17 protein-coding genes are annotated in these 20,658 nt (G+C 65.2%); 15 read left to right on the forward strand and 2 right to left on the reverse strand.

What is annotated here, in order from left to right:
• The first annotated feature begins 120 nt into the window (after positions 1 to 120).
• The 5 genes from ACSQ22_RS02870 to ACSQ22_RS02890 all read left to right on the forward strand — a co-directional run bounded on the left by ACSQ22_RS02870 (position 121) and on the right by ACSQ22_RS02890 (position 9,731).
• Positions 121 to 3,696 carry an indolepyruvate ferredoxin oxidoreductase family protein gene (locus ACSQ22_RS02870; protein WP_436129371.1) on the forward strand — a complete coding sequence of 1,192 codons (3,576 nt, stop codon included), beginning with the start codon at positions 121 to 123 and terminating at the stop codon, positions 3,694 to 3,696.
• 301 nt (positions 3,697 to 3,997) lie between these two features.
• Positions 3,998 to 4,333: a preprotein translocase subunit YajC gene (gene yajC, locus ACSQ22_RS02875; protein WP_055400362.1), complete on the forward strand. Its 336-nt coding sequence runs from the start codon at positions 3,998 to 4,000 to the stop codon at positions 4,331 to 4,333.
• A gap of 161 nt (positions 4,334 to 4,494) precedes the next feature.
• Positions 4,495 to 6,378 (forward strand): protein translocase subunit SecD, encoded by a 1,884-nt coding sequence (gene secD / locus ACSQ22_RS02880; RefSeq protein ID WP_436129372.1) that lies wholly within the window; start codon positions 4,495 to 4,497, stop codon positions 6,376 to 6,378.
• A gap of 12 nt (positions 6,379 to 6,390) precedes the next feature.
• Positions 6,391 to 7,341: a protein translocase subunit SecF gene (secF, locus tag ACSQ22_RS02885; RefSeq protein ID WP_121421621.1), complete on the forward strand. Its 951-nt coding sequence runs from the start codon at positions 6,391 to 6,393 to the stop codon at positions 7,339 to 7,341.
• Between the two features lie 17 nt (positions 7,342 to 7,358).
• Positions 7,359 to 9,731: a DUF1631 domain-containing protein gene (locus ACSQ22_RS02890; RefSeq protein WP_121508163.1), complete on the forward strand. Its 2,373-nt coding sequence runs from the start codon at positions 7,359 to 7,361 to the stop codon at positions 9,729 to 9,731.
• A gap of 63 nt (positions 9,732 to 9,794) precedes the next feature.
• Here ACSQ22_RS02890 and dprA read toward each other — a convergent pair whose 3' ends face one another.
• Both dprA and ACSQ22_RS02900 read right to left on the reverse strand, forming a co-directional pair.
• Positions 9,795 to 10,985: a DNA-processing protein DprA gene (dprA, locus tag ACSQ22_RS02895; RefSeq protein ID WP_436129373.1), complete on the reverse strand. Its 1,191-nt coding sequence runs from the start codon at positions 10,983 to 10,985 to the stop codon at positions 9,795 to 9,797.
• A gap of 87 nt (positions 10,986 to 11,072) precedes the next feature.
• On the reverse strand, positions 11,073 to 12,290 hold the full coding sequence (locus ACSQ22_RS02900) for a LysM peptidoglycan-binding domain-containing protein (protein ID WP_218300823.1): 1,218 nt from the start codon (positions 12,288 to 12,290) through the stop codon (positions 11,073 to 11,075).
• 199 nt (positions 12,291 to 12,489) lie between these two features.
• On the opposite strand from ACSQ22_RS02900, the gene def reads away from it, so the two are divergent.
• The 10 genes from def to ACSQ22_RS02950 all read left to right on the forward strand — a co-directional run bounded on the left by def (position 12,490) and on the right by ACSQ22_RS02950 (position 20,634).
• On the forward strand, positions 12,490 to 12,999 hold the full coding sequence (def, locus tag ACSQ22_RS02905; RefSeq protein ID WP_121421624.1) for a peptide deformylase: 510 nt from the start codon (positions 12,490 to 12,492) through the stop codon (positions 12,997 to 12,999).
• A 35-nt stretch (positions 13,000 to 13,034) separates the two neighbouring features.
• Positions 13,035 to 13,514 carry a hypothetical protein gene (locus tag ACSQ22_RS02910; protein WP_436129374.1) on the forward strand — a complete coding sequence of 160 codons (480 nt, stop codon included), beginning with the start codon at positions 13,035 to 13,037 and terminating at the stop codon, positions 13,512 to 13,514.
• A 31-nt stretch (positions 13,515 to 13,545) separates the two neighbouring features.
• Complete coding sequence (locus ACSQ22_RS02915) at positions 13,546 to 14,613, forward strand: methionyl-tRNA formyltransferase (protein ID WP_436129375.1); 1,068 nt, start codon at positions 13,546 to 13,548, stop codon at positions 14,611 to 14,613.
• Entirely contained in the window at positions 14,610 to 15,434 is an 825-nt protein-coding gene (locus tag ACSQ22_RS02920) for an AzlC family ABC transporter permease (protein WP_436129376.1), read from the forward strand. The genes ACSQ22_RS02915 and ACSQ22_RS02920 overlap by 4 nt, the downstream gene beginning before the upstream one ends.
• Complete coding sequence (locus tag ACSQ22_RS02925; protein WP_121421627.1) at positions 15,434 to 15,772, forward strand: AzlD domain-containing protein; 339 nt, start codon at positions 15,434 to 15,436, stop codon at positions 15,770 to 15,772. The genes ACSQ22_RS02920 and ACSQ22_RS02925 overlap by 1 nt, the downstream gene beginning before the upstream one ends.
• A gap of 237 nt (positions 15,773 to 16,009) precedes the next feature.
• Positions 16,010 to 17,209, forward strand: coding sequence for a phosphoglycerate kinase (locus ACSQ22_RS02930; protein ID WP_436129377.1), 1,200 nt, complete (start codon positions 16,010 to 16,012; stop codon positions 17,207 to 17,209).
• 209 nt (positions 17,210 to 17,418) lie between these two features.
• Complete coding sequence (locus ACSQ22_RS02935) at positions 17,419 to 18,108, forward strand: hypothetical protein (protein WP_055400342.1); 690 nt, start codon at positions 17,419 to 17,421, stop codon at positions 18,106 to 18,108.
• Positions 18,105 to 18,662: a FlgO family outer membrane protein gene (locus ACSQ22_RS02940; protein ID WP_055400340.1), complete on the forward strand. Its 558-nt coding sequence runs from the start codon at positions 18,105 to 18,107 to the stop codon at positions 18,660 to 18,662. Before ACSQ22_RS02935 ends, ACSQ22_RS02940 begins: the two co-directional genes overlap by 4 nt.
• A 191-nt stretch (positions 18,663 to 18,853) precedes the next feature.
• Complete coding sequence (gene pyrF, locus ACSQ22_RS02945; protein ID WP_121508156.1) at positions 18,854 to 19,681, forward strand: orotidine-5'-phosphate decarboxylase; 828 nt, start codon at positions 18,854 to 18,856, stop codon at positions 19,679 to 19,681.
• 56 nt (positions 19,682 to 19,737) lie between these two features.
• Positions 19,738 to 20,634 carry a LysR family transcriptional regulator gene (locus ACSQ22_RS02950; protein WP_218300819.1) on the forward strand — a complete coding sequence of 299 codons (897 nt, stop codon included), beginning with the start codon at positions 19,738 to 19,740 and terminating at the stop codon, positions 20,632 to 20,634.
• Positions 20,635 to 20,658 lie beyond the last annotated feature (24 nt).

The following is a 20,658-nucleotide window of genomic DNA, read 5'->3' on the forward strand; positions in this document are numbered from 1 at the left end:
GCGGCGCAGACATACACTTCTCTCCACACTGGAGTCGCGGCCCTAAACGGGCGGATGGACTCTGCCCCCCACCGGCCCACAAGGCGCGGACCCCACAAAAAAGCCATTGGAGACATAGCCATGAATGCCCCACTCCCAGAATCCGTCCGCAAGGCGCTGGAAACCGTCACGCTTGACGACAAGTATTCCCTGGACCACGGCCGGGCCTTCATGAGCGGGGTGCAGGCCCTGGTGCGCCTGCCCATGCTGCAGCGCCAGCGCGATGCGGTGGCCGGGCTGAACACCGCCGGATTCATCAGCGGCTACCGGGGCTCCCCGCTGGGCACGTATGACCAAGCGCTGTGGGCGGCCAAGAAGCACCTGGCGGCCAACAACATCGTCTTCCAGCCCGGCGTGAACGAAGAGCTGGGCGCCACGGCCGTCTGGGGCACGCAGCAGCTGGACCTGTACCCGCAGAGCAAGAAGTTCGACGGCGTCTTCGGCATTTGGTACGGCAAGGGCCCGGGCGTGGACCGCTGCTCGGACGTGTTCAAGCACGCCAACATGGCGGGCACCGCCAAGCATGGCGGCGTGATCGCCATTGCGGGCGACGACCACATCAGCAAGAGCAGCACGGCCGCGCACCAGAGCGACCACATCTTCAAGGCCTGCGGCACGCCGGTGTTCTTCCCGAGCAGCGTGCAAGAGATCCTGGACATGGGCCTGCACGCCTTTGCCATGAGCCGTTTCTCGGGCGTGTGGTCGGGCATGAAGACCATCCAGGAGGTGGTGGAGTCTTCGAGCAGCATCAACATCGACCCGGACCGCGTGAAGATCGTGATGCCTGAGGACTTCGTGATGCCGCCCGGCGGTCTGCACATCCGCTGGCCCGACGCGCCGCTGGAGCAGGAAGCGCGCCTGATGGATTACAAGTGGTACGCGGCCCTGGCGTACATCCGCGCCAACAAGCTCAACTACAACGTCATCGAAGGCAAGAACGACCGCTTCGGCATCATTGCCAGCGGCAAGGCCTACAACGACACCCGCCAGGCGCTGGTGGACCTGGGCCTCGATGACGACACCTGCCGCCAGCTGGGCATCCGCGTGCACAAGGTCAACGTGGTGTGGCCGCTCGAAGCGACCATCACGCGCGACTTTGCACAAGGCCTGCAAGAGATCCTGGTGGTGGAAGAAAAGCGCCAGGTCATCGAATACCAGCTGAAAGAAGAGCTGTACAACTGGCGCGCCGACGTGCGCCCCAATGTGCTGGGCAAGTTCGACGAGCCCGAGGGCGATGCGACGGGTGGCGAATGGAGCATGCCCAACCCCAGCCAGAACTGGCTGCTGCGCGCCAAGGCCGACCTCACGCCCGCCATCATCGCCAAGGCGATTGCCAAGCGCCTGAAGAAGCTGGGCGTGCCCGGCGACATCATCGCGCGCATGGATGCACGCATCAGCGTCATCGAAGCCAGCGAGCGCGGCATGGCGGAGCTGAAGGTGGACACGGGCGAACGCGCCCCATGGTTCTGCAGCGGCTGCCCGCACAACACCAGCACCCGCGTGCCCGAGGGCTCGCGCGCCGTGGCCGGCATTGGCTGCCACTACATGGCCAACTGGATGCCCGACCGCAACACCAGCACCTTCACGCAGATGGGCGGCGAGGGCGTGACCTGGGTGGGCCAGGCGCCGTTCACCACCGACCAGCATGTGTTCGCCAACCTGGGCGACGGTACCTACTTCCACAGCGGGCTGCTGGCCCTCCGCCAGAGCATTGCGGCCGGCACCAGCATCACCTACAAGGTGCTCTACAACGACGCCGTGGCCATGACCGGCGGCCAGCAGGTGGGCGAGCGGCCTGAAGGCCACTCGGTGCTGCAGATCATGAACAGCCTGAAGTCCGAGGGCGTGGTCAAGCTCATCATCGTGACCGACGAGCCGCAGAAGTACGACGGCGTACCGTTGGCCGATGGCGTGACGGTGCACCACCGCGACGAGCTCGACACGCTGCAGCGCCAGTTCCGCGAGATCAAGGGCTGCACGGTCATCATCTACGACCAGACCTGCGCGACGGAGAAGCGCCGCCGCCGCAAGCGCGGCACCCTGGCCACGCCCGACAAGACCGTGGTCATCAACGAGCTGGTGTGCGAGGGCTGTGGCGACTGCTCGACCAAGTCCAACTGCCTCTCCGTCGAGCCGGTGGAGACGGAATTTGGCCGCAAGCGCCGCATCAACCAGAGCACCTGCAACAAGGACTACTCGTGCGTCAACGGCTTCTGCCCCAGTTTCGTCACGGTGGAGGGCGGCAAGCTCAAGAAGCCCAAGAAGGAAAAGAAAGGCGACCTGTCGGCGCTGCCGTCCATTCCTGAACCCGTGCTGCCGGTGGCGGAAGCGGCCTGGGGCATCGTGGTCGGCGGCGTGGGCGGCACGGGCGTGATCACCATCGGCTCGCTGCTGGGCATGGCGGCGCACCTGGATGGCAAGGGCGTCATCACGCAGGACGCTGGCGGCCTGGCACAAAAGGGTGGCGCCACCTGGAGCCACATCCAGATCGCCAACCGCCCCGAAGCCATCTACACCACCAAGGTCGATACGGCCAAGGCGGACCTGGTAATCGGCTGCGACTCCATCGTGGCGGCGCACAAGTACACACTGGCTGTGATGCAACCGGGTCGCACCTTCGTGGCGCTGAACACGCACGGCACGCCCACGGCGGCCTTCGTGACCAACCCGGACTGGCAGTTCCCCGGTGCCAATTGCGACAGCGCGATTGCTGCGGCGGTCGGCGCAGGCGGTGTGGGCAGCTTTGACGCTGAGCAGGTGGCCACCCAGCTGCTGGGCGACAGCATCTACACCAACCCGCTGATGCTGGGCTATGCCTGGCAAAAGGGCCGCGTGCCACTGACTTTCGCCTCGCTGATGCGCGCCATGGAACTCAACGGCGTGCAGGTGGACAACAACAAGGCCGCGTTTGAATGGGGCCGCCGCTGCGCGCACGATCTGGCGTCGGTGCAGGCGCTGTTCCAGGCTGCGCAGGTGATCCAGTTTGTGAAGAAGCCCTCGCTGACCGAGATGATCGCCAAGCGTGTCGAATTCCTCACTGGCTACCAGAACACGGCCTACGCGGCCGAGTACCACGCGTTTGTCGAGAAGGTGAAGGCGACCGAATCGCGGCTGGACGTCGGCACCCGCCTGAGCGAAGCCGTGGCCCGCTACCTGTTCAAGCTCATGGCGTACAAGGACGAGTACGAAGTGGCGCGCCTGCACACCGACCAGGCTTTCACGGACAAGATCGCCAACATGTTCGAAGGCGACTACAAGCTGGTGCACCACCTGGCACCACCCATGACGGCCAAGAAGAACGACAAGGGCGAACTCGTCAAGCAGCCCTTCGGCCCCTGGATGCGCAGCGCTTTTGGCCTGCTGGCCAAGATGAAGGGTCTGCGCGGCACGGCGCTGGACGTGTTCGGCAAGACCGAGGAGCGCCGCATGGAGCGCGCGCTGATCGTGGAATACCGCGCCTGCATCGACGAACTGCTGGCCACGCTGAATGCGGACAACCTGGCCCTGGCCGTGGAGATCGCCCGCATCCCCGAAGAGATCCGGGGCTATGGCCACGTGAAGGAGCGCCACCTGAAAGCGGCACGCCCCAAATGGGACGGCCTGATGGCCCAGTGGCGCAGCGGCAAGGCGACCGAGCCCCGGCGCCAAGCGGCCTGACACACGGCCCGCAGCGGCCGTTTGGGGCGGAGAGCCCGCGCCTGGCGCGGGCTTTTTGCTATTAATTGATGAGCTATAAATGCATAACCATCAAGCGCTAGCAGCCATTTTTACCCAAATAACTGTCAATCCATCCCCTGCGCCGCCTGGCGCGGCAAACACCCGCTGCCGCCTTGGGTCTTCCTCCTGGGGACACAGGCGGGGCGCCGCATACAATGCCCTGTTCTGCCCTGACAGGCGCTTTGGCGCTTGCCTCTGGCGGGTTGTGTGAATTTTGAACATCCGTTGTGGAGTCCAGTCCGTGTTTATTTCTTCCGCTTTTGCCCAAACCGCACCCGCAGCAGCCGCTGGCGGCGGCGACATGATGTCCACGCTCACGGGCATGCTGCCCCTGGTGCTGATGTTTGTGGTGCTGTACTTCGTCATGATCCGCCCCCAGATGAAGCGCCAGAAGGAACACCGCGCCATGATCGAAGCCATTGCCAAGGGCGATGAAGTGGCCACCGCAGGCGGCATCGTCGGCAAGGTCACACGCCTGTCCGAAGGTTTCCTGCACATCGAGATCGCCAGCGGCGTGGAAGTGCAGCTGCAGCGCAGCGCCGTGGTTCAGGTGCTTCCCAAGGGTTCGGTGAAGTGAGGATCAACCCCCTGAGCGGCTGCGCCGCTTCCCCCTTCTCTCGCGCTGCGCGCGGGAAGGGGGACGACGCCCGTGGCCTGGCAACGCCAGTTCCACGGTGTCCGCTGGCATGAGGGGATCGGCGCACACAGCGCCTGAAATACTGAGATAAGAGCGCGATCATGAACCGTTATCCGGTCTGGAAGTACGCGATCCTGGTGATCGTGCTGCTGGTGGGGGTGTTGTACACCCTGCCCAATTTCTTCGGCGAGGCACCTGCCGTGCAGGTTTCGTCGGCCAAAGCCACCGTCAAGGTGGACACCGCCGTGCAGCAGCGGGTGGAAGAGGCGCTCAAGGCGGCTGGCGTCACGCCAGACTTCGTGGAACTGGAAGGCAACTCGGTGCGCGCGCGTTTCGATGCGCCCGACACGCAGCTCAAGGCCAAGGACGCGATCCAGAAGGCCCTGGTGCCCGACGCCAGCGATCCCTCGTACATCGTGGCGCTGAACCTGGTGTCCCGCTCGCCCGTCTGGCTCAAATCCCTGCACGCCAACCCCATGTACCTGGGCCTGGACCTGCGCGGCGGCGTGCACTTCATGCTGCAGGTGGACATGCAGGCGGCCTTGACCAAAAAAGCCGAGTCGTACGCAGGCGACATCCGCACCGCACTGCGCGACAAGAGCATCCGCCACGGCGGCATCAGCCGCGAAGGGCAGAACATCGACATCAAGGTACGCGACGAAGCCACGATGACTGCAGCCCGCAACCTGATTGCGGACCAGTTCCCCGACCTCCAGGTCACCAGCACGCCCGAGGGCACTGAATTCAAGCTGCGCGTTGCCATCAAGCCCGAAGCCACGCGCAAGGTGCAGGAGCAGGCGCTCAAGCAGAACATGGTCACGCTGCACAACCGGATCAACGAACTGGGCGTGGCCGAACCCGTGATCCAGCAGCAGGGCCTGGACCGCATCGTGGTGCAGCTTCCCGGTGTGCAGGACACGGCCAAGGCCAAGGACATCCTGGGCCGCACCGCCACGCTGGAAGTTCGCCTGGTGGACGAGGGCACCGAAGCCCGCGCCGCCGAGACTGGCCGTGGCCCCGTGCCGTTCGGCTCGGAACGCTATCTGGAACGCAGCGGCCAGCCGGTCATCGTCAAGAAGCAGGTGATATTGACCGGCGAGAACCTGACCGATGCCCAGCCGGGCTTTGACGGCCAGACGCAGGAACCCACTGTGAACCTCACGCTGGACGCCAAGGGTGCGCGCATCTTCAAGGACATCACGCGCGAGAACGTAGGCAAGCGCATGGCCATCGTGCTGTTTGAAAAAGGCAAGGGCGAAGTGGTGACCGCGCCAGTGATCCGCACCGAAATCGGCGGCGGGCGCGTGCAGATTTCGGGCCGCATGACCACGGCCGAAGCCAACGACACCGCGCTGCTGCTGCGCGCCGGTTCGCTGGCGGCGCCCATGGAAATCATCGAAGAATTCACCATCGGCCCCAGCCTGGGCGCCGACAACATCGAGCGCGGCATCAACAGCGTGGTCTGGGGTCTGATCGCGATTGCCATCTTCATGTGCGCCTACTACATGCTGTTTGGCGTGTTCTCCAGCATTGCGCTGGGCGTGAACGTGCTGCTGCTGGTGGCGGTTCTGTCGATGCTGCAAGCCACACTCACATTGCCGGGCATTGCCGCCATGGCCCTCGCGATTGGGGTGGCCATTGACTCGAACGTGCTGATCAATGAACGCATCCGCGAGGAGCTGCGCTCGGGTGTATCGCCACAGGCGGCCATCCATACGGGCTACGAGCGTGCCTGGGCGACGATTCTCGACTCCAACGTGACGACGCTGATTGCAGGCCTGGCCCTGCTGGCCTTTGGCTCCGGCCCGGTGCGCGGGTTTGCCGTGGTGCATTGCATCGGCATCCTGACCAGCATGTTCTCGGCCGTGTTCTTCTCGCGGGGCCTGGTGAACCTGTGGTACGGCCGCCAGAAGAAGCTCAAGAGCGTGTCGATCGGTACGGTCTGGAAGCCAGATGCCGACACCGCCGTGGCCAAGACGAACTAAAGGACAACGGCCATGGAATTCTTCCGCATCAAAAAAGATATCCCCTTCATGAAGCACGCGTTGATCTTCAACGCGATCTCCTTCATCACCTTTGCCCTCGCAGTGTTCTTCCTGCTGACCCGCGGCCTGCACCTGTCGGTGGAGTTCACCGGCGGTACGGTCATGGAAGTGGCCTACAGCCAGCCCGCCGAACTGGCCAAGGTCCGCGAGACGGTTTCCGGCCTGGGCTATCCGGACGTGCAGGTGCAAAACTTCGGCACCGCCCGCGACGTGATGATCCGGCTGCCCGTGCAAAAGGGCGTCACATCCGCGCAGCAAAGCGAGCAGGTGCTGGGCGCGCTCAAGGCCGCTGACCCCGAGGTCACGCTGCGCCGCACCGAGTTCGTCGGCCCGCAGGTGGGTGAGGAACTGGTGCACGGCGGCCTCATGGCGCTGGCCATGGTGGTCGTGGGCATCGTGATCTACCTGGCCTTCCGCTTCGAGTGGAAGTTCGGGGTAGCAGCCATCATTGCCAACCTGCATGACGTGGTGATCATCCTGGGCTTCTTCGCGTTCTTTCAGTGGGAGTTCTCTCTGTCGGTGCTGGCTGCTGTGCTGGCCGTGCTGGGATACTCGGTCAACGAGTCGGTGGTGATCTTCGACCGGATCCGCGAGGCCTTCCGCAAGTACCGCAAGATGAGCACGCACGAGGTGATCGACCACGCCATCACGAGCACGATGAGCCGCACCATCATCACCCACGCATCGACCGAGGCCATGGTGCTGTCGATGTTCTTCTTTGGCGGCCCCAGCCTGCACTACTTTGCGCTGGCGCTGACGATCGGCATCCTGTTCGGCATCTACTCGTCCGTGTTCGTGGCAGCCGCCATCGCCATGTGGCTCGGCGTAAAACGCGAGGACCTTGTCAAGCCCGTCAGAAAAGATGGGGATCCGAATGATCCCCATGCCGGAGCCACCGTCTGACCCGCTAATATCTGCCCATGCAGCCCACGCCCTCTTCCGTTCCGCAGCGCCGCCTGGCCCGCCAGGCGCGCCAGCGGTTCGTAGAGGGCATCTGTGCAGGGCTCCCGGACCTGGACAAGACGGTCCTGGACCTCCTGACAACGCTGATGACCCAGACGGGCACGGCGCGCGAAATGCAGTCGCACCGCGATGCCTGGATGCGGTACCAACAGCACCACGCAGCCTGGACAGATCGCACCGGCAAGGCCTGGCGCGATGCGTTGGCCCCCCACAGCAGCACCACCCGGGGTGCCCTGGCAGCCAATGGCGCAAACCCCCAGTTCGAACTGTTGAGTGACGACGTGGTGGAAAACAAGATCCTGGCTTCGCGCATGGCCCTGACGGTCAGCGAACAGGTGAGCCAGCAGTTCGACACACTGCGGCAGCGCACCCAGTCGCTGGAAGGCCAGGAACTCGACAGCAGCGACATCCTCCGTCCGGAAGCCGTGTGCCTGCTGCTGGTCGAGCAGTGGGTGGAGGCCGGACTGCCCCGCACCGACCTGCAGACCGTGGTGGATCCGCTGCAGCGGGAGTTGGCCAACCTGCTCCAGAAACAGTACCAGGCCGTCAACGTGTTCTATGTGGAACAGGGTGTGACGCCACAGGCGGACCTGAAGTCCCGCGTGCGGCGCACGGCAGGGGGGGCGATCACCGGCAGCGGTGGGAGCAATGACTCCGGGGCCGGAGGCCTGGCCTCCCAGGCCCTGGCCCAGACCCGGGATGCCATGGCGGCAGCGCGCGGGGGCATGGTGCCCCCCCAAGGCGGTCGGCCTATGCCCCAGCATCCGTCCCGCATGCCCCCACCGGGCTACCCGCAGCACGGAATGCCCACTGCGTTTGCCACCGGCATGACTCCGCTGGCACGCGCCCGCCAGCGCGCCCACGGTGTGATGGGGCAACTGCGCAGGCTGCTCACACAGCCCGCCACCGGCTTCGACATGGTCAATGCCCCACCAGCGTCTGCGGCGCTGGCCCATGCACTGACCGCCCACCGTGTGCACGCCGATACGTACTACAGCGGTGTCGCCACCCTGATGGAAGACTACAGCCCTGCGGCCGTGGTCCAGTTGGCAGGTGCCGTGCGCGAACGCTCGACCGAACTCAAGAAAAAGGCCTCGACGGCCGGTGAAAAAGCCATCATCGAAGTGGTGGCCCTGATGTTCCAGAGCATCCTGGCCGAGGACCGCATCCCGCCAGCCGTGCGCGTGTGGTTTGCGCGACTTCAGGTGCCTGTGCTGCGCGTGGCACTGGCCGAGCCAGAGTTTTTCAGCAACCTCAACCACCCAGCGCGCCAGCTGATCGACCGTATGGGCGCCTGCGTAATGGGCTTTGATGCGACCAGCATCAATGGCAGCGCACTGGAGGCGGAAATCCGCCGCGTGGTACAGGTGATTGAGCAGTACCCTGAAACCGGCCGCCGGGTGTTCCAGCTGGTCTACGACGAGTTCGAGAAGTTCCTGTCCAAGTTCCTCACCGAAAAGCAGGCTACGTCGCGCCTGGTTACGGTGGCTCAACAGGTAGAACAAAGGGAGACGCTGGCGATCCAGTACACCATCGAGCTGCGCACCATGCTGCGCGACATGCCGGTGCGCGACGAGATCCGCGAGTTTCTGTTCAAGACCTGGGCCGAAGTCCTGGCCCTCTCGGCCGTGCGCGACGGCCCCCAGCACGCAGACACCATCTCGCTCAAGCGCACAGCCGCCGACCTCGTCTGGGCCGCCAGTGCCAAGCCCAACCGCAGCGACCGCGCGCAGGTCATCCAGAATCTTCCTGGCTTGCTGCAGCGACTGCGCCAGGGGCTGGCCCTCATGGGCGTGAACGGCGCGCCGCAGGACGCCCAGATCAAGATCCTCACCGACACCCTGGCCGATGCCTTCCTGTCCAAGACGGCCTCCATTCCGCAGGCCCACATTGACGCCATGGCCAAGCGCCTGGCCAATCTGGAGGACTTTATTAGCGACGCCACGCTGGGCGACATGCCGCTCAATGCCGACAACATCGAGATGATGCTGGGTATCGACGCTTCGTCCATTCACGTGGTCGCCGACAACGGCGCCCCGGTGGAAGACGCCATGGTGGCCTGGGCCCAGGAATTGCAGCCTGGCACCTGGTACACACTGGACCACAACGGCGCATCGGCCCAGGTGCAGTACGCGTGGCAAAGCCAGCGCAAGCAGCTGCACCTGTTCGCAGCCGTGGATGGCAGCAGCTACCTGATCCAGCTGCGCAGGCTGGCTGCGTACTTGCAAGCGGGCTTGCTCGTGGCCCAGGACGAAGAAGGCCTGACCTTGCGCGCCACGCGCGATGCACTGGCCAAGCTGGACGCAAACCCCGAGCGGCTGCTGGACTGACGCGGTTTCAGGGGCATCAAGACGATGCCTGTGCCACCGGGCAACGAGAGGTCACCGCCAGCGTCAGGCGCTGCCCAGCCGCTGGTACAGGCCGCCGGGCAGACGCGCCACCTGGCCATCCAACTCCAGCTCCAGCAATTCCACCTGCAGCGACGCCGCATCCATGCCCGTGCGGGCCACCAGGGCATCCACCCCCATGGGGTCAAAACCCAGCGCCTGCAACAAGGGGTTTTCCGTCACACGGGTTTCTGCGGCCGTACTGCTCTCGCCGTAAGCCCCTGCAGTGGTGGAATCTGCTGTGCCAGTACGTTCCGGGGCCAGAGGCATGCGCAGCTCCTCCAGCACGTCTTGGGCGGACTCCACCAGCTTGGCGCCCTGGCGGATGAGCGCATGGCAACCCCGCGATTGCGGTGCGTGAATGGAGCCGGGGATGGCAAATACCTCTCGGCCCTGTTCCGCCGCCATTCGGGCGGTGATCAGCGAACCAGATGCCAACGCCGCCTCGACCACGAGAGTGCCTTGAGAGAGGCCGGAGATGATGCGGTTGCGCTTGGGGAAATTGGCGGCCAGCGGTGGCGTGCCCAGGGGGTATTCGCTGACCAACACCCCGTGGGCTGCGATGCGGTGGGCCAGGTCAAGGTTCTTGCGGGGGTAGACGCGATCCAACCCGGTGCCCACCACCGCAATGGTGGCGGGTGTTGCCTCCGCAAAGGGGTCGGAGGACACATCCAGCGCACCTTCATGGGCTGCCGCATCCACACCCAGCGCGAGCCCCGAAACGATGGTGAAGCCCGCCCCCCGCAGTGCGCGCGAAAAAAGCCGCGCGTTGTCCGCGCCCTGTGCCGTGGGGTTGCGGCTTCCGACCACGGCCAGGCACCGGCCGGTCGGGAACGGGTTTTGTGCCACCAGCCGGGCCGCCCCCATCAGGTACATGAGCAGCGGGGGATCTTCGGTGTCCAGCAGCGACTGGGGATACCGGGCATCCCCCAATGTGATCACCGCACGGGCAGGTCCTTGTGGATCTGCCCCCTCCAGCCAATGCCAGGTGGTCTCCAGCAACGCCTCCCATCCGCTGGGTACGGTACACAGCGCCTTGGCCTGGGCCAAGGTCACACAGTGCTGCAAGGCAGATTCGGGTTGGCGGAAGATGTCCTGCGGCAGCCCAAAACGGGCCAGCAGGCGCCGCGCGGCGCCATTGCCCACGCCCGGGGAAAGCGTGAGGCGCAACCAAGCGCCCAGCTCGTCGCGGTCCACGGAGGTAGTTGATAGAAGAACCACGGCAACGCCGGCCCCGCCACCGCGCCACCCACAGGCAGCCGTGCGGCTTCAGCCAGTCCGCCGTTATTCCTGAGGATTGATCAGGCGGTCGCCCACGCGCACGCCGCTGCGGATTTCAAGCAGCAGCGCGTACGAGACGCGATCGAAGGTCCGGAACACCATGGCCGTCCCGTTGCTCTCGCTGGGTAGCTTGATCATGGTCTTCCCCTCGCCAGTCACATCCTTGATGCGGTCGCCCTGGGTCAGCAGCGACAGGACATGACCTGGCTCAATGCCGTCTTGCGAACCCATGTTGATCGCAACCACCTGGTTCTGGGCGGCATAGGCTGCCGAGAAGCTGCCGTAGATGGAGACGATGCGCGCGTCCACATCGATGTGGGGCGCTCGTGGGGTGTAGCTGGTGAAGACCCGGGCAGGCGCTGGCAGGATGCGGTCCCCTGCGCGTATCTCTTCCTTGGTGCCGGACAGATCCACAGTGGCAGGCACATATTCAGAGACATAGCCGCCCTTGCCGTTGGGAATCTCTTCAAAAGACTCGCCACGCACCAGCTCGGCCTTGCCCAGGTACTGTGCTTCGTACCCCAGGATTTCACCCGTCACCGGATCCTTCATGGCCACGGCATCGCGGAAAACACGGAAAAAACGGGGCTCGCCAGGTTCTGCACGGACGGGGGCGGATGCATCGCCGCGCACATAGGCGCGGTCGCCGCTGGCCATGAGCACGCGATCTTCGGTGGTGGCCACAATGCGGGGAGCCCGTTGCAACACGTCGGCATCCACCACCAGAGGCTCCACGAGGAAGGGCTCGATCAGGTGAGACTTGAGTGTGGGGAGGGCCGTGCTGGCCAGACTGTCGCTGCGGGTGCGGGGCGACACGCGCACCGTCTGAGGCTCTGAATCCGACACGCCAGGGGGTGTCGTCCGCAGGCGGGCGTAGCTGCCATCCTTGTCCAGGTAAAGCGTCTGGCCCGGATAAATCAGGTGTGGGTTTGCAATGGCCTTGAGGTTCATGCCCCACAGTTCGGGCCAGCGCCAGGGCCGCTTGAGGTACAGACCCGAAATACCCCACAACGTGTCGCCGCGCTGCACCGTATAGGTGTCCGGGGCATTAGGCGCCAGCTCGGACAGCGGGATGCCACGCTCCGACACTTGCTGTGCCGTGGCGCGCTGACCGCTGGAGATGGGAGGGGTCTGGGCCTGAGCCGGTGCGACCAGCAAAGCGCCAGCGATGATGGTGAGCGCGCCCAGGGCGGTCCGCCGCACGCTGGTGAATGCTGTCATGTTGTTCCTTTTCTCATGCATTGGGAAACGCCCCCTCGCTGGCACCTCGACGCACGGAGCAACCGCGCAGCCGGGCAAATACGTTACAAAGCTTCTTAGATTCTCTGCTCAAGCCCTTGATTCGGCAACGATTATTGGCTGGCGGCGCTGCAGCAGGCCTTAAAAGTGGCGAAAATAGCGACATCTCTTGGCAGCTTTCATGGCAATCCTTCCCATTCTCTGTTACCCGGACCCCCGGCTTCACAAGGTTGCACGCCCCATTGCGGCGGTGGACGACCGCATCCGGACGCTGGTCTCCGACATGCTGGCCACCATGTACGACGCCCATGGCATTGGCCTGGCCGCCACCCAGGTGGACGTGCACGAGCGCCTGGTGGTCATCGACGTTTCTGAGGAACGCAACCAGCCGCTGGTGCTCATCAACCCCGAACTGGTCTGGACCAGTGCCGAAAAGCACCTCAACGAAGAAGGTTGCCTCTCGGTACCCGGCATCTACGACGGCGTTGAACGCTTCGATGCTGTGCATGTGCGGGCACTGGACGCCCAGGGCCAGTCCCGCGTCATTGAGGCCGATGGCCTTCTGGCGGTGTGCATCCAGCACGAGATGGACCATCTCATGGGCAAGGTGTTTGTGGAATACCTCTCCCCACTCAAGCGCAATCGCATCAAGACCAAGATGGTCAAGCAGCAGCGGGGGGCGCGCGAGTGACCGGTCCGGCGCTCTGCACCCGCAGGGGTGGCGGAGTGCTGGCGCGCCTGGCGCTTCTTGTGCTGGCGGTGCAAATTTCGGGCTGTGCGCTGCCGGCCCGCGAAAAAACCGGCGCGCTGCGCGCCGAGGTGGTTGCCCGTCTCGGGCCGCCCACCGCCTCCTTCCCTTTGCCAAGCGGCGAGCGGCTCCTGTACTCCGAGCTGCCCGCGGGGTTTGCAGCCTACAACCTGGATTTCGACGCCAGCGGCAGGCTGGTGCGCAACGAGCAGGTGCTGACGCAGGCGCGCTTCGAGAACCTTCCCGTGGGCGTATGGACCGCCGCCGACGTGCAGCGCACCTTTGGCGTGCCTTTGCGCGTGGAGCGTGTGGCACGGTTCGAGGGCGACATCTGGACCTACCGCTTCCGCCAGAACTCCGACCCGCGCCTTGCCCACGTCCACCTGGACCGCCAGGGCGTGGTTCGGCTGGTGATGTTCACGGACGAGCTTCCCCATTTTGACAACGCGCGCGACTGAGTGCGTACTTACCTCCTGACAACGGTTTCCCATGAGAGTCATTTTTGCAGGCACGCCCGAATTTGCCCGCGTGGCACTGGAGCGGCTGCTGGCCGCAGGGTTCACGGTGCCCCTGGTCCTGACCCAGCCCGACCGCCCCGCGGGGCGCGGCATGAAGCTGCAGGCCTCCCCCGTCAAGCAATGCGCGCTGGAGCATGGCATCCCGGTGGCGCAGCCCCGCAGCCTGCGCCTTGACGGCAAATACCCCGACGATGCAGCCGCCGCGCGAGATGCGCTGGTGGCTGCGCAGGCCGATGTGATGGTGGTGGCCGCCTATGGCCTCATCCTGCCGCAGTGGGTGCTGGATTCCATGAGCGCCGCACGGCCGCCCGAAGGCACGAAGGCCCCCGCGGGGGGCAGCGAACCACGCGCAGCGGGAAGCGTGGGGGCGCGTTTGGGATGCCTGAACATCCACGCCAGCCTGCTGCCGCGCTGGCGCGGCGCCGCGCCCATCCATCGCGCCATCGAGGCCGGGGATGCAGAAACCGGCGTCACCATCATGCAGATGGATGCTGGCCTGGACACCGGCGACATGCTGCTGATGGAGCGGCTGGCCATTGCGCCCACAGACACCACCGCCACCCTGCACGACCGGCTGGCCGCGCTCGGGGGCCGCATGATCGTGGAGGCTCTGGAACTGGCCGCCTGTGGAGGGCTGAAGGCCGTGCCCCAGCCCGCCGAGGGCATCACCTACGCCCACAAGATCGAGAAGGCCGAGAGCACCATCGACTGGTCGCTGCCCGCGACGGTGATCGGCCAGCGTATTCGGGCGTTTGACCCGTTCCCCGGGGCCAGCACCGAATGCGCCGGGGAAACGATCAAAGTGTGGAGTTATGAAATTGATAGCAATAAACCCAATACAGATAAGCGATATGGCCAAATTTTTTCGGTAAATGGCGACGGAGTGACGGTCACCTGCGGCGAAGGCACGCTGCGCCTGACCACCTTGCAGCGCGCGGGGGGCAAGCGGCTCGCAGCGGCCGATTTCTTGCGGGGCTTTGACCTGCAGCCCGGCATGGTGCTGGGCGCTGCGCCCACTACCGCCGCGACACCGGCATGAGCCGCCGGGCCGCCATCGGCAACACACTGCGCCACCCCTCCTTTCGCGTGGCCGCCGTCGACATGGCGGGCACGGCCGTGGGCATCGGGGCCTGGGGCCTGGTCACCGGAGTGGTCATGGTCAAGAGCGGGTTGTCCGTGGGGATGGCCATCTTCATGTCGCTGGTGGTGTATGCCGGCAGCGCGCAGCTGGCGGTCATCCCTTTGATGGCGGTGGGCGCACCGCTGTGGGTGGTCTGGCTCACGGCGAGCTGTGTGAACCTGCGTTTTGTGATCTTCAGCAGCATGTGGCGCAGCTACTTCGCGCACCTGCCGCTGCGCCAGCGCCTGGCGGTGGGCTATTTCAGCGGCGATGTCATCTACGTGGCCTTCATGAAGCGTTTTCCGGAGCCGCGCCCCCAACCCGAGCAGGTGCCGTATTTCTGGGGCGCGGCCAGCACCAACTGGCTGGCCTGGCAGGTGCCGTCCATCGCTGGCATTCTGCTGGCCAATGCCGTGCCGCTGTCCTGGGGCCTGGGGTTTGCGGGCGTGCTGGCGTTGCTGGGCGTGCTGCTGTCGTTGCTGTTCGACCGGGCCACCTGGCTGGCCACCGCGGTCGCCGCCACGGCTGCGATTGCCGCGTTTGCACTGCCGCTCAAGCTCAACATCCTGGTGGCCATTGCGGCAGCGGTGGCTGCGGGCCTCTTGATGGAAGCAGTGGACCGCCGCCGCCACAAGCCCGAACTGGTCCTGCTGCCCGCCGACAGCGTGCTGCCCCCTGAAGAACGCGAGCAGGTCGAGGCGGGCGACGTGGTGCCACTGCGCGAGGAGCGCCATCCATGATGAACGACTGGTCCTGGATCGAACCCGCCATCGCCATCTTCGGCCTGGCCGTGATCACGGTGGTGTCGCGCTCGTTCTTCATGATCCCCGAGCGCGAGCTGCCGCTGCCCGACTGGCTCAAGCGCGGGCTCAAGTACGCACCGCTGGCCGCCCTCACCGCTGTGATCGCGCCCGAGATCCTGATGACCCAGGGTGAACTCATCGGCACGTTCATGGACGCGCGCATCCCTGCCGTCCTGTGCGCCACTGCCTACTACTTCTGGCGGCGCGGCATCCTGGGCACCATCGTGGTGGGCATGGTGGTGTACCTGCCGCTGCACATCGGCTGGAATTGGTAGAGAAGCACCTCCTGAGCCGTGTGCGTCAGTGCCGCCGCCAGAGGCGGTGGCTCTTCGGTGCAGTCCAAGCCTGCGCAGGCAGGCTTGGAGCCGCTGCCCCTCAGCCCCCAGGGGGACGACGCCAGGGGCCTGGCAGAGCCAGTTCCGCGGTTGCACTGGCACGGGCGCGGGAGCCGCATGGGCTTCGCTCACTAAAATGGCAGCCCTCAAGAGCCCGATTCAATCCACCCCTCCGCCATGAACATCCTCCGCTTTTCCGATCTGTGCGCCCAAGGCAAGGCCCAAGGCCAGCGCGTTTTCATCCGTGCCGACCTGAACGTTCCCCAGGACGATGCTGGCCGCATCACCGAAGACACCCGCATCCGCGCATCGATCCCCTGCATCCGCATGGCGCTGGACGCCGGAGCGGCCGTCATGGTGACCAGCCACCTGGGCCGGCCGACCGAAGGCGAATTCAAGCCCGAGGACTCGCTGGCCCCCGTGGCCGCACGCCTGGCCGAGCTGCTGGGCCGCGATGTTCCGCTGGTCTCGAACTGGGTGGACGGCGTCACCGTTGCCCCTGGCCAGGTCGTGCTGCTGGAAAACTGCCGCCTGAACGTGGGCGAGAAAAAGAACAAGGAAGACCTGGCCCGCAAGATGGCTGCGCTGTGCGACATCTTCGTGAACGATGCCTTTGGCACCGCCCACCGCGCCGAAGGCACGACCTACGGCATCGCTCAATTTGCCCCGATTGCCTGCGCCGGCCCGCTGCTGTCGGCCGAGATCGACGCCCTGACCAAGGCCCTGGCCCATCCCCAGCGCCCGCTGGCTGCCATCGTGGCGGGCTCCAAGGTCTCGACCAAGCTCACCATCTTGAAGAGCCTGGCCGACAAGGTGGACCAGCTAATCGTGGGCGGCGGCATTGCCAACACCTTCATGCTGGCTGCGGGCCTGCCCATCGGCAAAAGCCTGGCCGAACCCGACCTGCTGGACGAAGCGCGCGCCGTGATCGCCGCCATGAAAGCGCGCGGCGCCGAAGTGCCGATCCCCACCGATGTGGTCACCGCCAAGGCCTTTGCCGCCGATGCCCCAGCGACCGTGAAGGCAGCCAAGGACGTGGCCGAGGACGATCTGATCCTGGACATCGGCCCCGAAACCGCCGCCCGCCTGGCCACCCAGCTCAAGTCCGCAGGCACCATTGTCTGGAACGGCCCGGTGGGCGTGTTTGAATTCACGGCCTTTGAAAACGGCACCCGCGAGATTGCCAAGGCCATCGCCGAATCCCCCGCGTTCAGCATTGCTGGCGGTGGCGACACCCTGGCGGCCATCGCCAAATACGGCATCGAAAAACAGGTGGGTTATATCTCCACTGGCGGCGGCGCCTTTCTGGAAGTGCTGGAAGGCAAGACGCTGCCCGCGTTCGAAATCCTTGAAAAACGCTTCGTTACCATCGTTTGAAATTTGTTACACGCGCCGGTACAAGCAAATGCAGCCGCGCGTAAGCAAGCACGCCAATCTGTGACCAAAAACAACGAATTGCGTGTGTCTGGGCGCAGTTACCTCAATTTTTTCTTGTTTTTGTTGAGTATCGCGCCCAGAATTATTTTTCAATCGCGTGGGATGTATCTGTTCATGTCCCCGCCTCTCAAAGTCCGTAGGAGGGAATCATGAAATTTTCAAAGGCAGTCAGCTTGGCGGTATTGGCCGGCGCTGTGGCTACTTTGGCGGGATGTGCTTATCGTTCGCCCATTCCCCTGGCGGAGAACTTTGAGCTGACGGTACAACCCAAGGTCCGCTCGGCGGGCCACTGGGAACTGGTCTCGAACGACGTGGTGGCGCAAACCCTCAGCACGCTCGACAAGACCGGCATGGCCCCTGGCACGCAATTGCATGTCGCACTGCCCCCCAACCCGAGCGCATTCGATCTGGCATTCCGTGATTTCCTGATCACCAAGCTCGTGCAAAGCGGTGCGCCTGTTTTGCAGGATCCTGGCCAGGCACTCAACGTGACGTACAACACGCAGGTGGTTCGTCACAACAGCCCCCGCCCCCACTTCATTCCTGGCCAGTTCACGATGATCGCTGCGGGCCTGATGGCAGCCTACGGCCTGCGTCACGAGCACCTGGATCTGCAACTGCTGGCCGCGCTGGGTGCCACCTCGCTGGCTGACTACGGCGCCAGCATCAACTCGGGTGGCCCCACCAACACCGAGCTGATCCTGACCACCACGGTCACACGCGGCGGCCAGTATGTGGCCCGCAAGACCGATGTGTACTACCTTGAGAACGCGGACACGCCGCTGTTCATGCGTCCGTCGTACTACAAGAACGTCAATATGAAGGTAGTTTCGCAATGAAAACCGCAGCACTTCTGACCGCGCTGGCCGCAGCAGCTTTGCTGGCCGGCTGTGCCAACAATGGCGCGCCCACGCGCACCGATCCGACCTACCAGGAAGCCGCCAACAACCAGTTCCTGACCAGCAGCCGCGATGCTGTGGCCAAGCTGACCGCCGGTTTCGACCTGAGCGCTGCAGGCAGCGGCCCCGTCCTGGTGGCCACCGTGGTCAACGTGAACGACCTGAGCCGCTCGGCCCCTCTGGGCCGCACGCTGTCCGAGCAATACGCCTCGCACATGGCGGCCAGCGGTTTCAACGTGAAGGAAATCAAGCTGCGCGGCGACGTGTTCGTGCGCGAAGGTGCTGGCGAGTTGCTGCTGTCCCGCGAAATCAAGGATATCGCCCGCAGCCACAATGCCTCGCTGGTGCTGGTGGGTACCTACTCGGCCGCTGCCAATTTCACCTACGTGAGCCTCAAGCTCGTGCGCACGGAAGACAGCCGCATCATCCGCGGCCACGACTACGCACTGCCCAACGACCGCGACGTGCAGCGCCTGCTGGCGGTACCGCGCTGAGGGAATGCGAATTCGGTAGAGGGGCTCCTCCTGCGTACGGGGACTCCCGAACCACCCCAAAAAAGGCCGTCGAGACGGCCTTTTTTGTTGCCCACTGCGGGCTCGTGACCACACCCCGGAGTCCTCTGCGCCGCAGCGGCGGGTAGAAAACCGTGCGGCGGTGCTTGTCACCCCACCTAAAATCAGGCCCCATGACCTTCACCGACATGCTGCGCGACGCCACGGCGCAAAACAACTCCCTGCTGTGCGTGGGCCTGGACCCGGAGCCCACGCGGTTTCCTGCGGGAATGCAGGGCGATGCGCACAAGATCTATGACTTCTGCGCCGCCATCGTGGACGCCACAGCCGATCTGGTGTGTGCCTTCAAGCCACAGATCGCCTACTTTGCCGCCCACAGCGCCGAAGACCAGCTCGAACGCCTGATGCAGCACATGCGCGCCAACGCGCCGCATGTGCCGGTGATCCTGGATGCCAAGCGCGGCGACATTGGCTCCACGGCCGAGCAGTACGCCAAGGAGGCCTTCGAGCGCTACGGTGCCGATGCGGTCACGCTGTCGCCCTTCATGGGCTTCGACTCCATCGAGCCCTACCTGGCCTACCACGGCAAGGGCGCCTTTTTGCTGTGCCGCACCTCCAACCCGGGCGGCGACGACCTGCAGACCCAGCGCCTGGCCAGTGTCGAGGGCCAGCCGCTCATGTATGAGCATGTGGCACGGCTGGCGCAAGGCCCCTGGAACAAGAACGGCCAGCTGGGCTTGGTGGTGGGTGCCACCTACCCACAGGAGATCGAGCGCGTGCGTGCCATTGCGCCCACACTGCCGCTGCTGATCCCTGGCGTGGGCGCCCAGGGTGGCGACGCCGCTGCCACCGTGCGCGCCGGGCTGCGCGATGGCGGGCCGATCATCGTGAACTCGTCGCGATCCATCCTGTACGCATCCAAGGGCGACGACTTTGCAGCGGCGGCGCGCACCGAGGCCCAGCGCACCCGCGCGGTGCTCGAAGCAGCCCGCGCGCGCTGACACCCCACTTTCAGCTCCGACAACCTTCGCGCCCCAGCTGCACCCGGATCACACCCATGCAGCTCAAGTGGCTCGAAGACTTCATCGTGCTGGCGCAGGAGCGCAGCTACACGCGGGCAGCCGAGCTGCGGCATGTCACGCACCCCGCCTTTGGCCGCCGCATCCGCGCGCTGGAGGCCTGGGCGGGTACGCCGCTGGTGGAGCGCGGTGGCGGCCCCGTCACCCTGACGCCTGCCGGGCAGAGCTTTCTGGAAACTGCGGGCCACATGGCGCGCAGCTTGGCGCAGTCGCATGAGGAGCTGCAGAGCCTGGCCGGGCGGCAGGCCCGCACCGTGACGCTGGCCACCGGCCGCACGCTGGCACGCACGGTGGTGGCCGACTGGCTGGTGCGGCTGCAGCCCATTTTGCAAAACGCCGAGCTGTGCATACGCACCCGCGCTCTGGCAGACACCGTGGCGCTGCTGGAAAGGGGTGAAGCCGACTTCTCGCTCGTGTACCACCACCCGGCGCTGGCGATACGGCTGGATGCGCGCCAGTTCATGCATGTCACGGTGGCGTCCGACCGGCTGGTGCCCATTTCGCGAGCGACGGCACAAGGGCAGGCGCTGCACCGCTTCGGGCAAGACCACCTGCCCGTGCCCTACCTGGCCTATGCCCCCCAGCTCGCGCTGGGGCGGCTGGTGGAAGACCATCTGTCCCAGAACCCGCATGCGCCCCGGCTGCAGCGGGTGGTGGAGTGCGACTCGGCCGACGCGCACTACGAATACGTGCAAAAAGGCCTGGGCGTGGCGTGGCTGCCCTGGTCCATGGTGCACGCCGATTGCCAGGCCAAACGGCTCGCGCCTGCGGGCGATGCGCGCATGGAAGTGCGTTTCGACGTGCGCCTGTACCGACCCAAACGCCGACTCGGCCCCGTGGCCGAAGCGCTCTGGAAAGCCCTGGCACAGCGTTGACATCCCAGGGTTTGCCCGAGGGGG

Origin of the sequence: Acidovorax sp. LjRoot38, assembly GCF_964252975.1 — a bacterium.
Classification (GTDB): domain Bacteria; phylum Pseudomonadota; class Gammaproteobacteria; order Burkholderiales; family Burkholderiaceae_C; genus Acidovorax; species Acidovorax facilis.

What these genes read in the sequence shown, in the direction of transcription:
- ACSQ22_RS02870 (WP_436129371.1), top strand. Translation starts at nt 121, where the DNA reads ATGAATGCCCCACTCCCAGAATCCGTCCGCAAGGCGCTGGAAACCGTC.
- secD (WP_436129372.1), top strand. Translation starts at nt 4,495, where the DNA reads ATGAACCGTTATCCGGTCTGGAAGTACGCGATCCTGGTGATCGTGCTG.
- secF (WP_121421621.1), top strand. Translation starts at nt 6,391, where the DNA reads ATGGAATTCTTCCGCATCAAAAAAGATATCCCCTTCATGAAGCACGCG.
- ACSQ22_RS02890 (WP_121508163.1), top strand. Translation starts at nt 7,359, where the DNA reads ATGCAGCCCACGCCCTCTTCCGTTCCGCAGCGCCGCCTGGCCCGCCAG.
- ACSQ22_RS02900 (WP_218300823.1), bottom strand. Translation starts at nt 12,290, where the DNA reads ATGACAGCATTCACCAGCGTGCGGCGGACCGCCCTGGGCGCGCTCACC.
- def (WP_121421624.1), top strand. Translation starts at nt 12,490, where the DNA reads ATGGCAATCCTTCCCATTCTCTGTTACCCGGACCCCCGGCTTCACAAG.
- ACSQ22_RS02915 (WP_436129375.1), top strand. Translation starts at nt 13,546, where the DNA reads ATGAGAGTCATTTTTGCAGGCACGCCCGAATTTGCCCGCGTGGCACTG.
- ACSQ22_RS02920 (WP_436129376.1), top strand. Translation starts at nt 14,610, where the DNA reads ATGAGCCGCCGGGCCGCCATCGGCAACACACTGCGCCACCCCTCCTTT.
- ACSQ22_RS02925 (WP_121421627.1), top strand. Translation starts at nt 15,434, where the DNA reads ATGAACGACTGGTCCTGGATCGAACCCGCCATCGCCATCTTCGGCCTG.
- ACSQ22_RS02930 (WP_436129377.1), top strand. Translation starts at nt 16,010, where the DNA reads ATGAACATCCTCCGCTTTTCCGATCTGTGCGCCCAAGGCAAGGCCCAA.
- ACSQ22_RS02935 (WP_055400342.1), top strand. Translation starts at nt 17,419, where the DNA reads ATGAAATTTTCAAAGGCAGTCAGCTTGGCGGTATTGGCCGGCGCTGTG.
- ACSQ22_RS02940 (WP_055400340.1), top strand. Translation starts at nt 18,105, where the DNA reads ATGAAAACCGCAGCACTTCTGACCGCGCTGGCCGCAGCAGCTTTGCTG.
- pyrF (WP_121508156.1), top strand. Translation starts at nt 18,854, where the DNA reads ATGACCTTCACCGACATGCTGCGCGACGCCACGGCGCAAAACAACTCC.
- ACSQ22_RS02950 (WP_218300819.1), top strand. Translation starts at nt 19,738, where the DNA reads ATGCAGCTCAAGTGGCTCGAAGACTTCATCGTGCTGGCGCAGGAGCGC.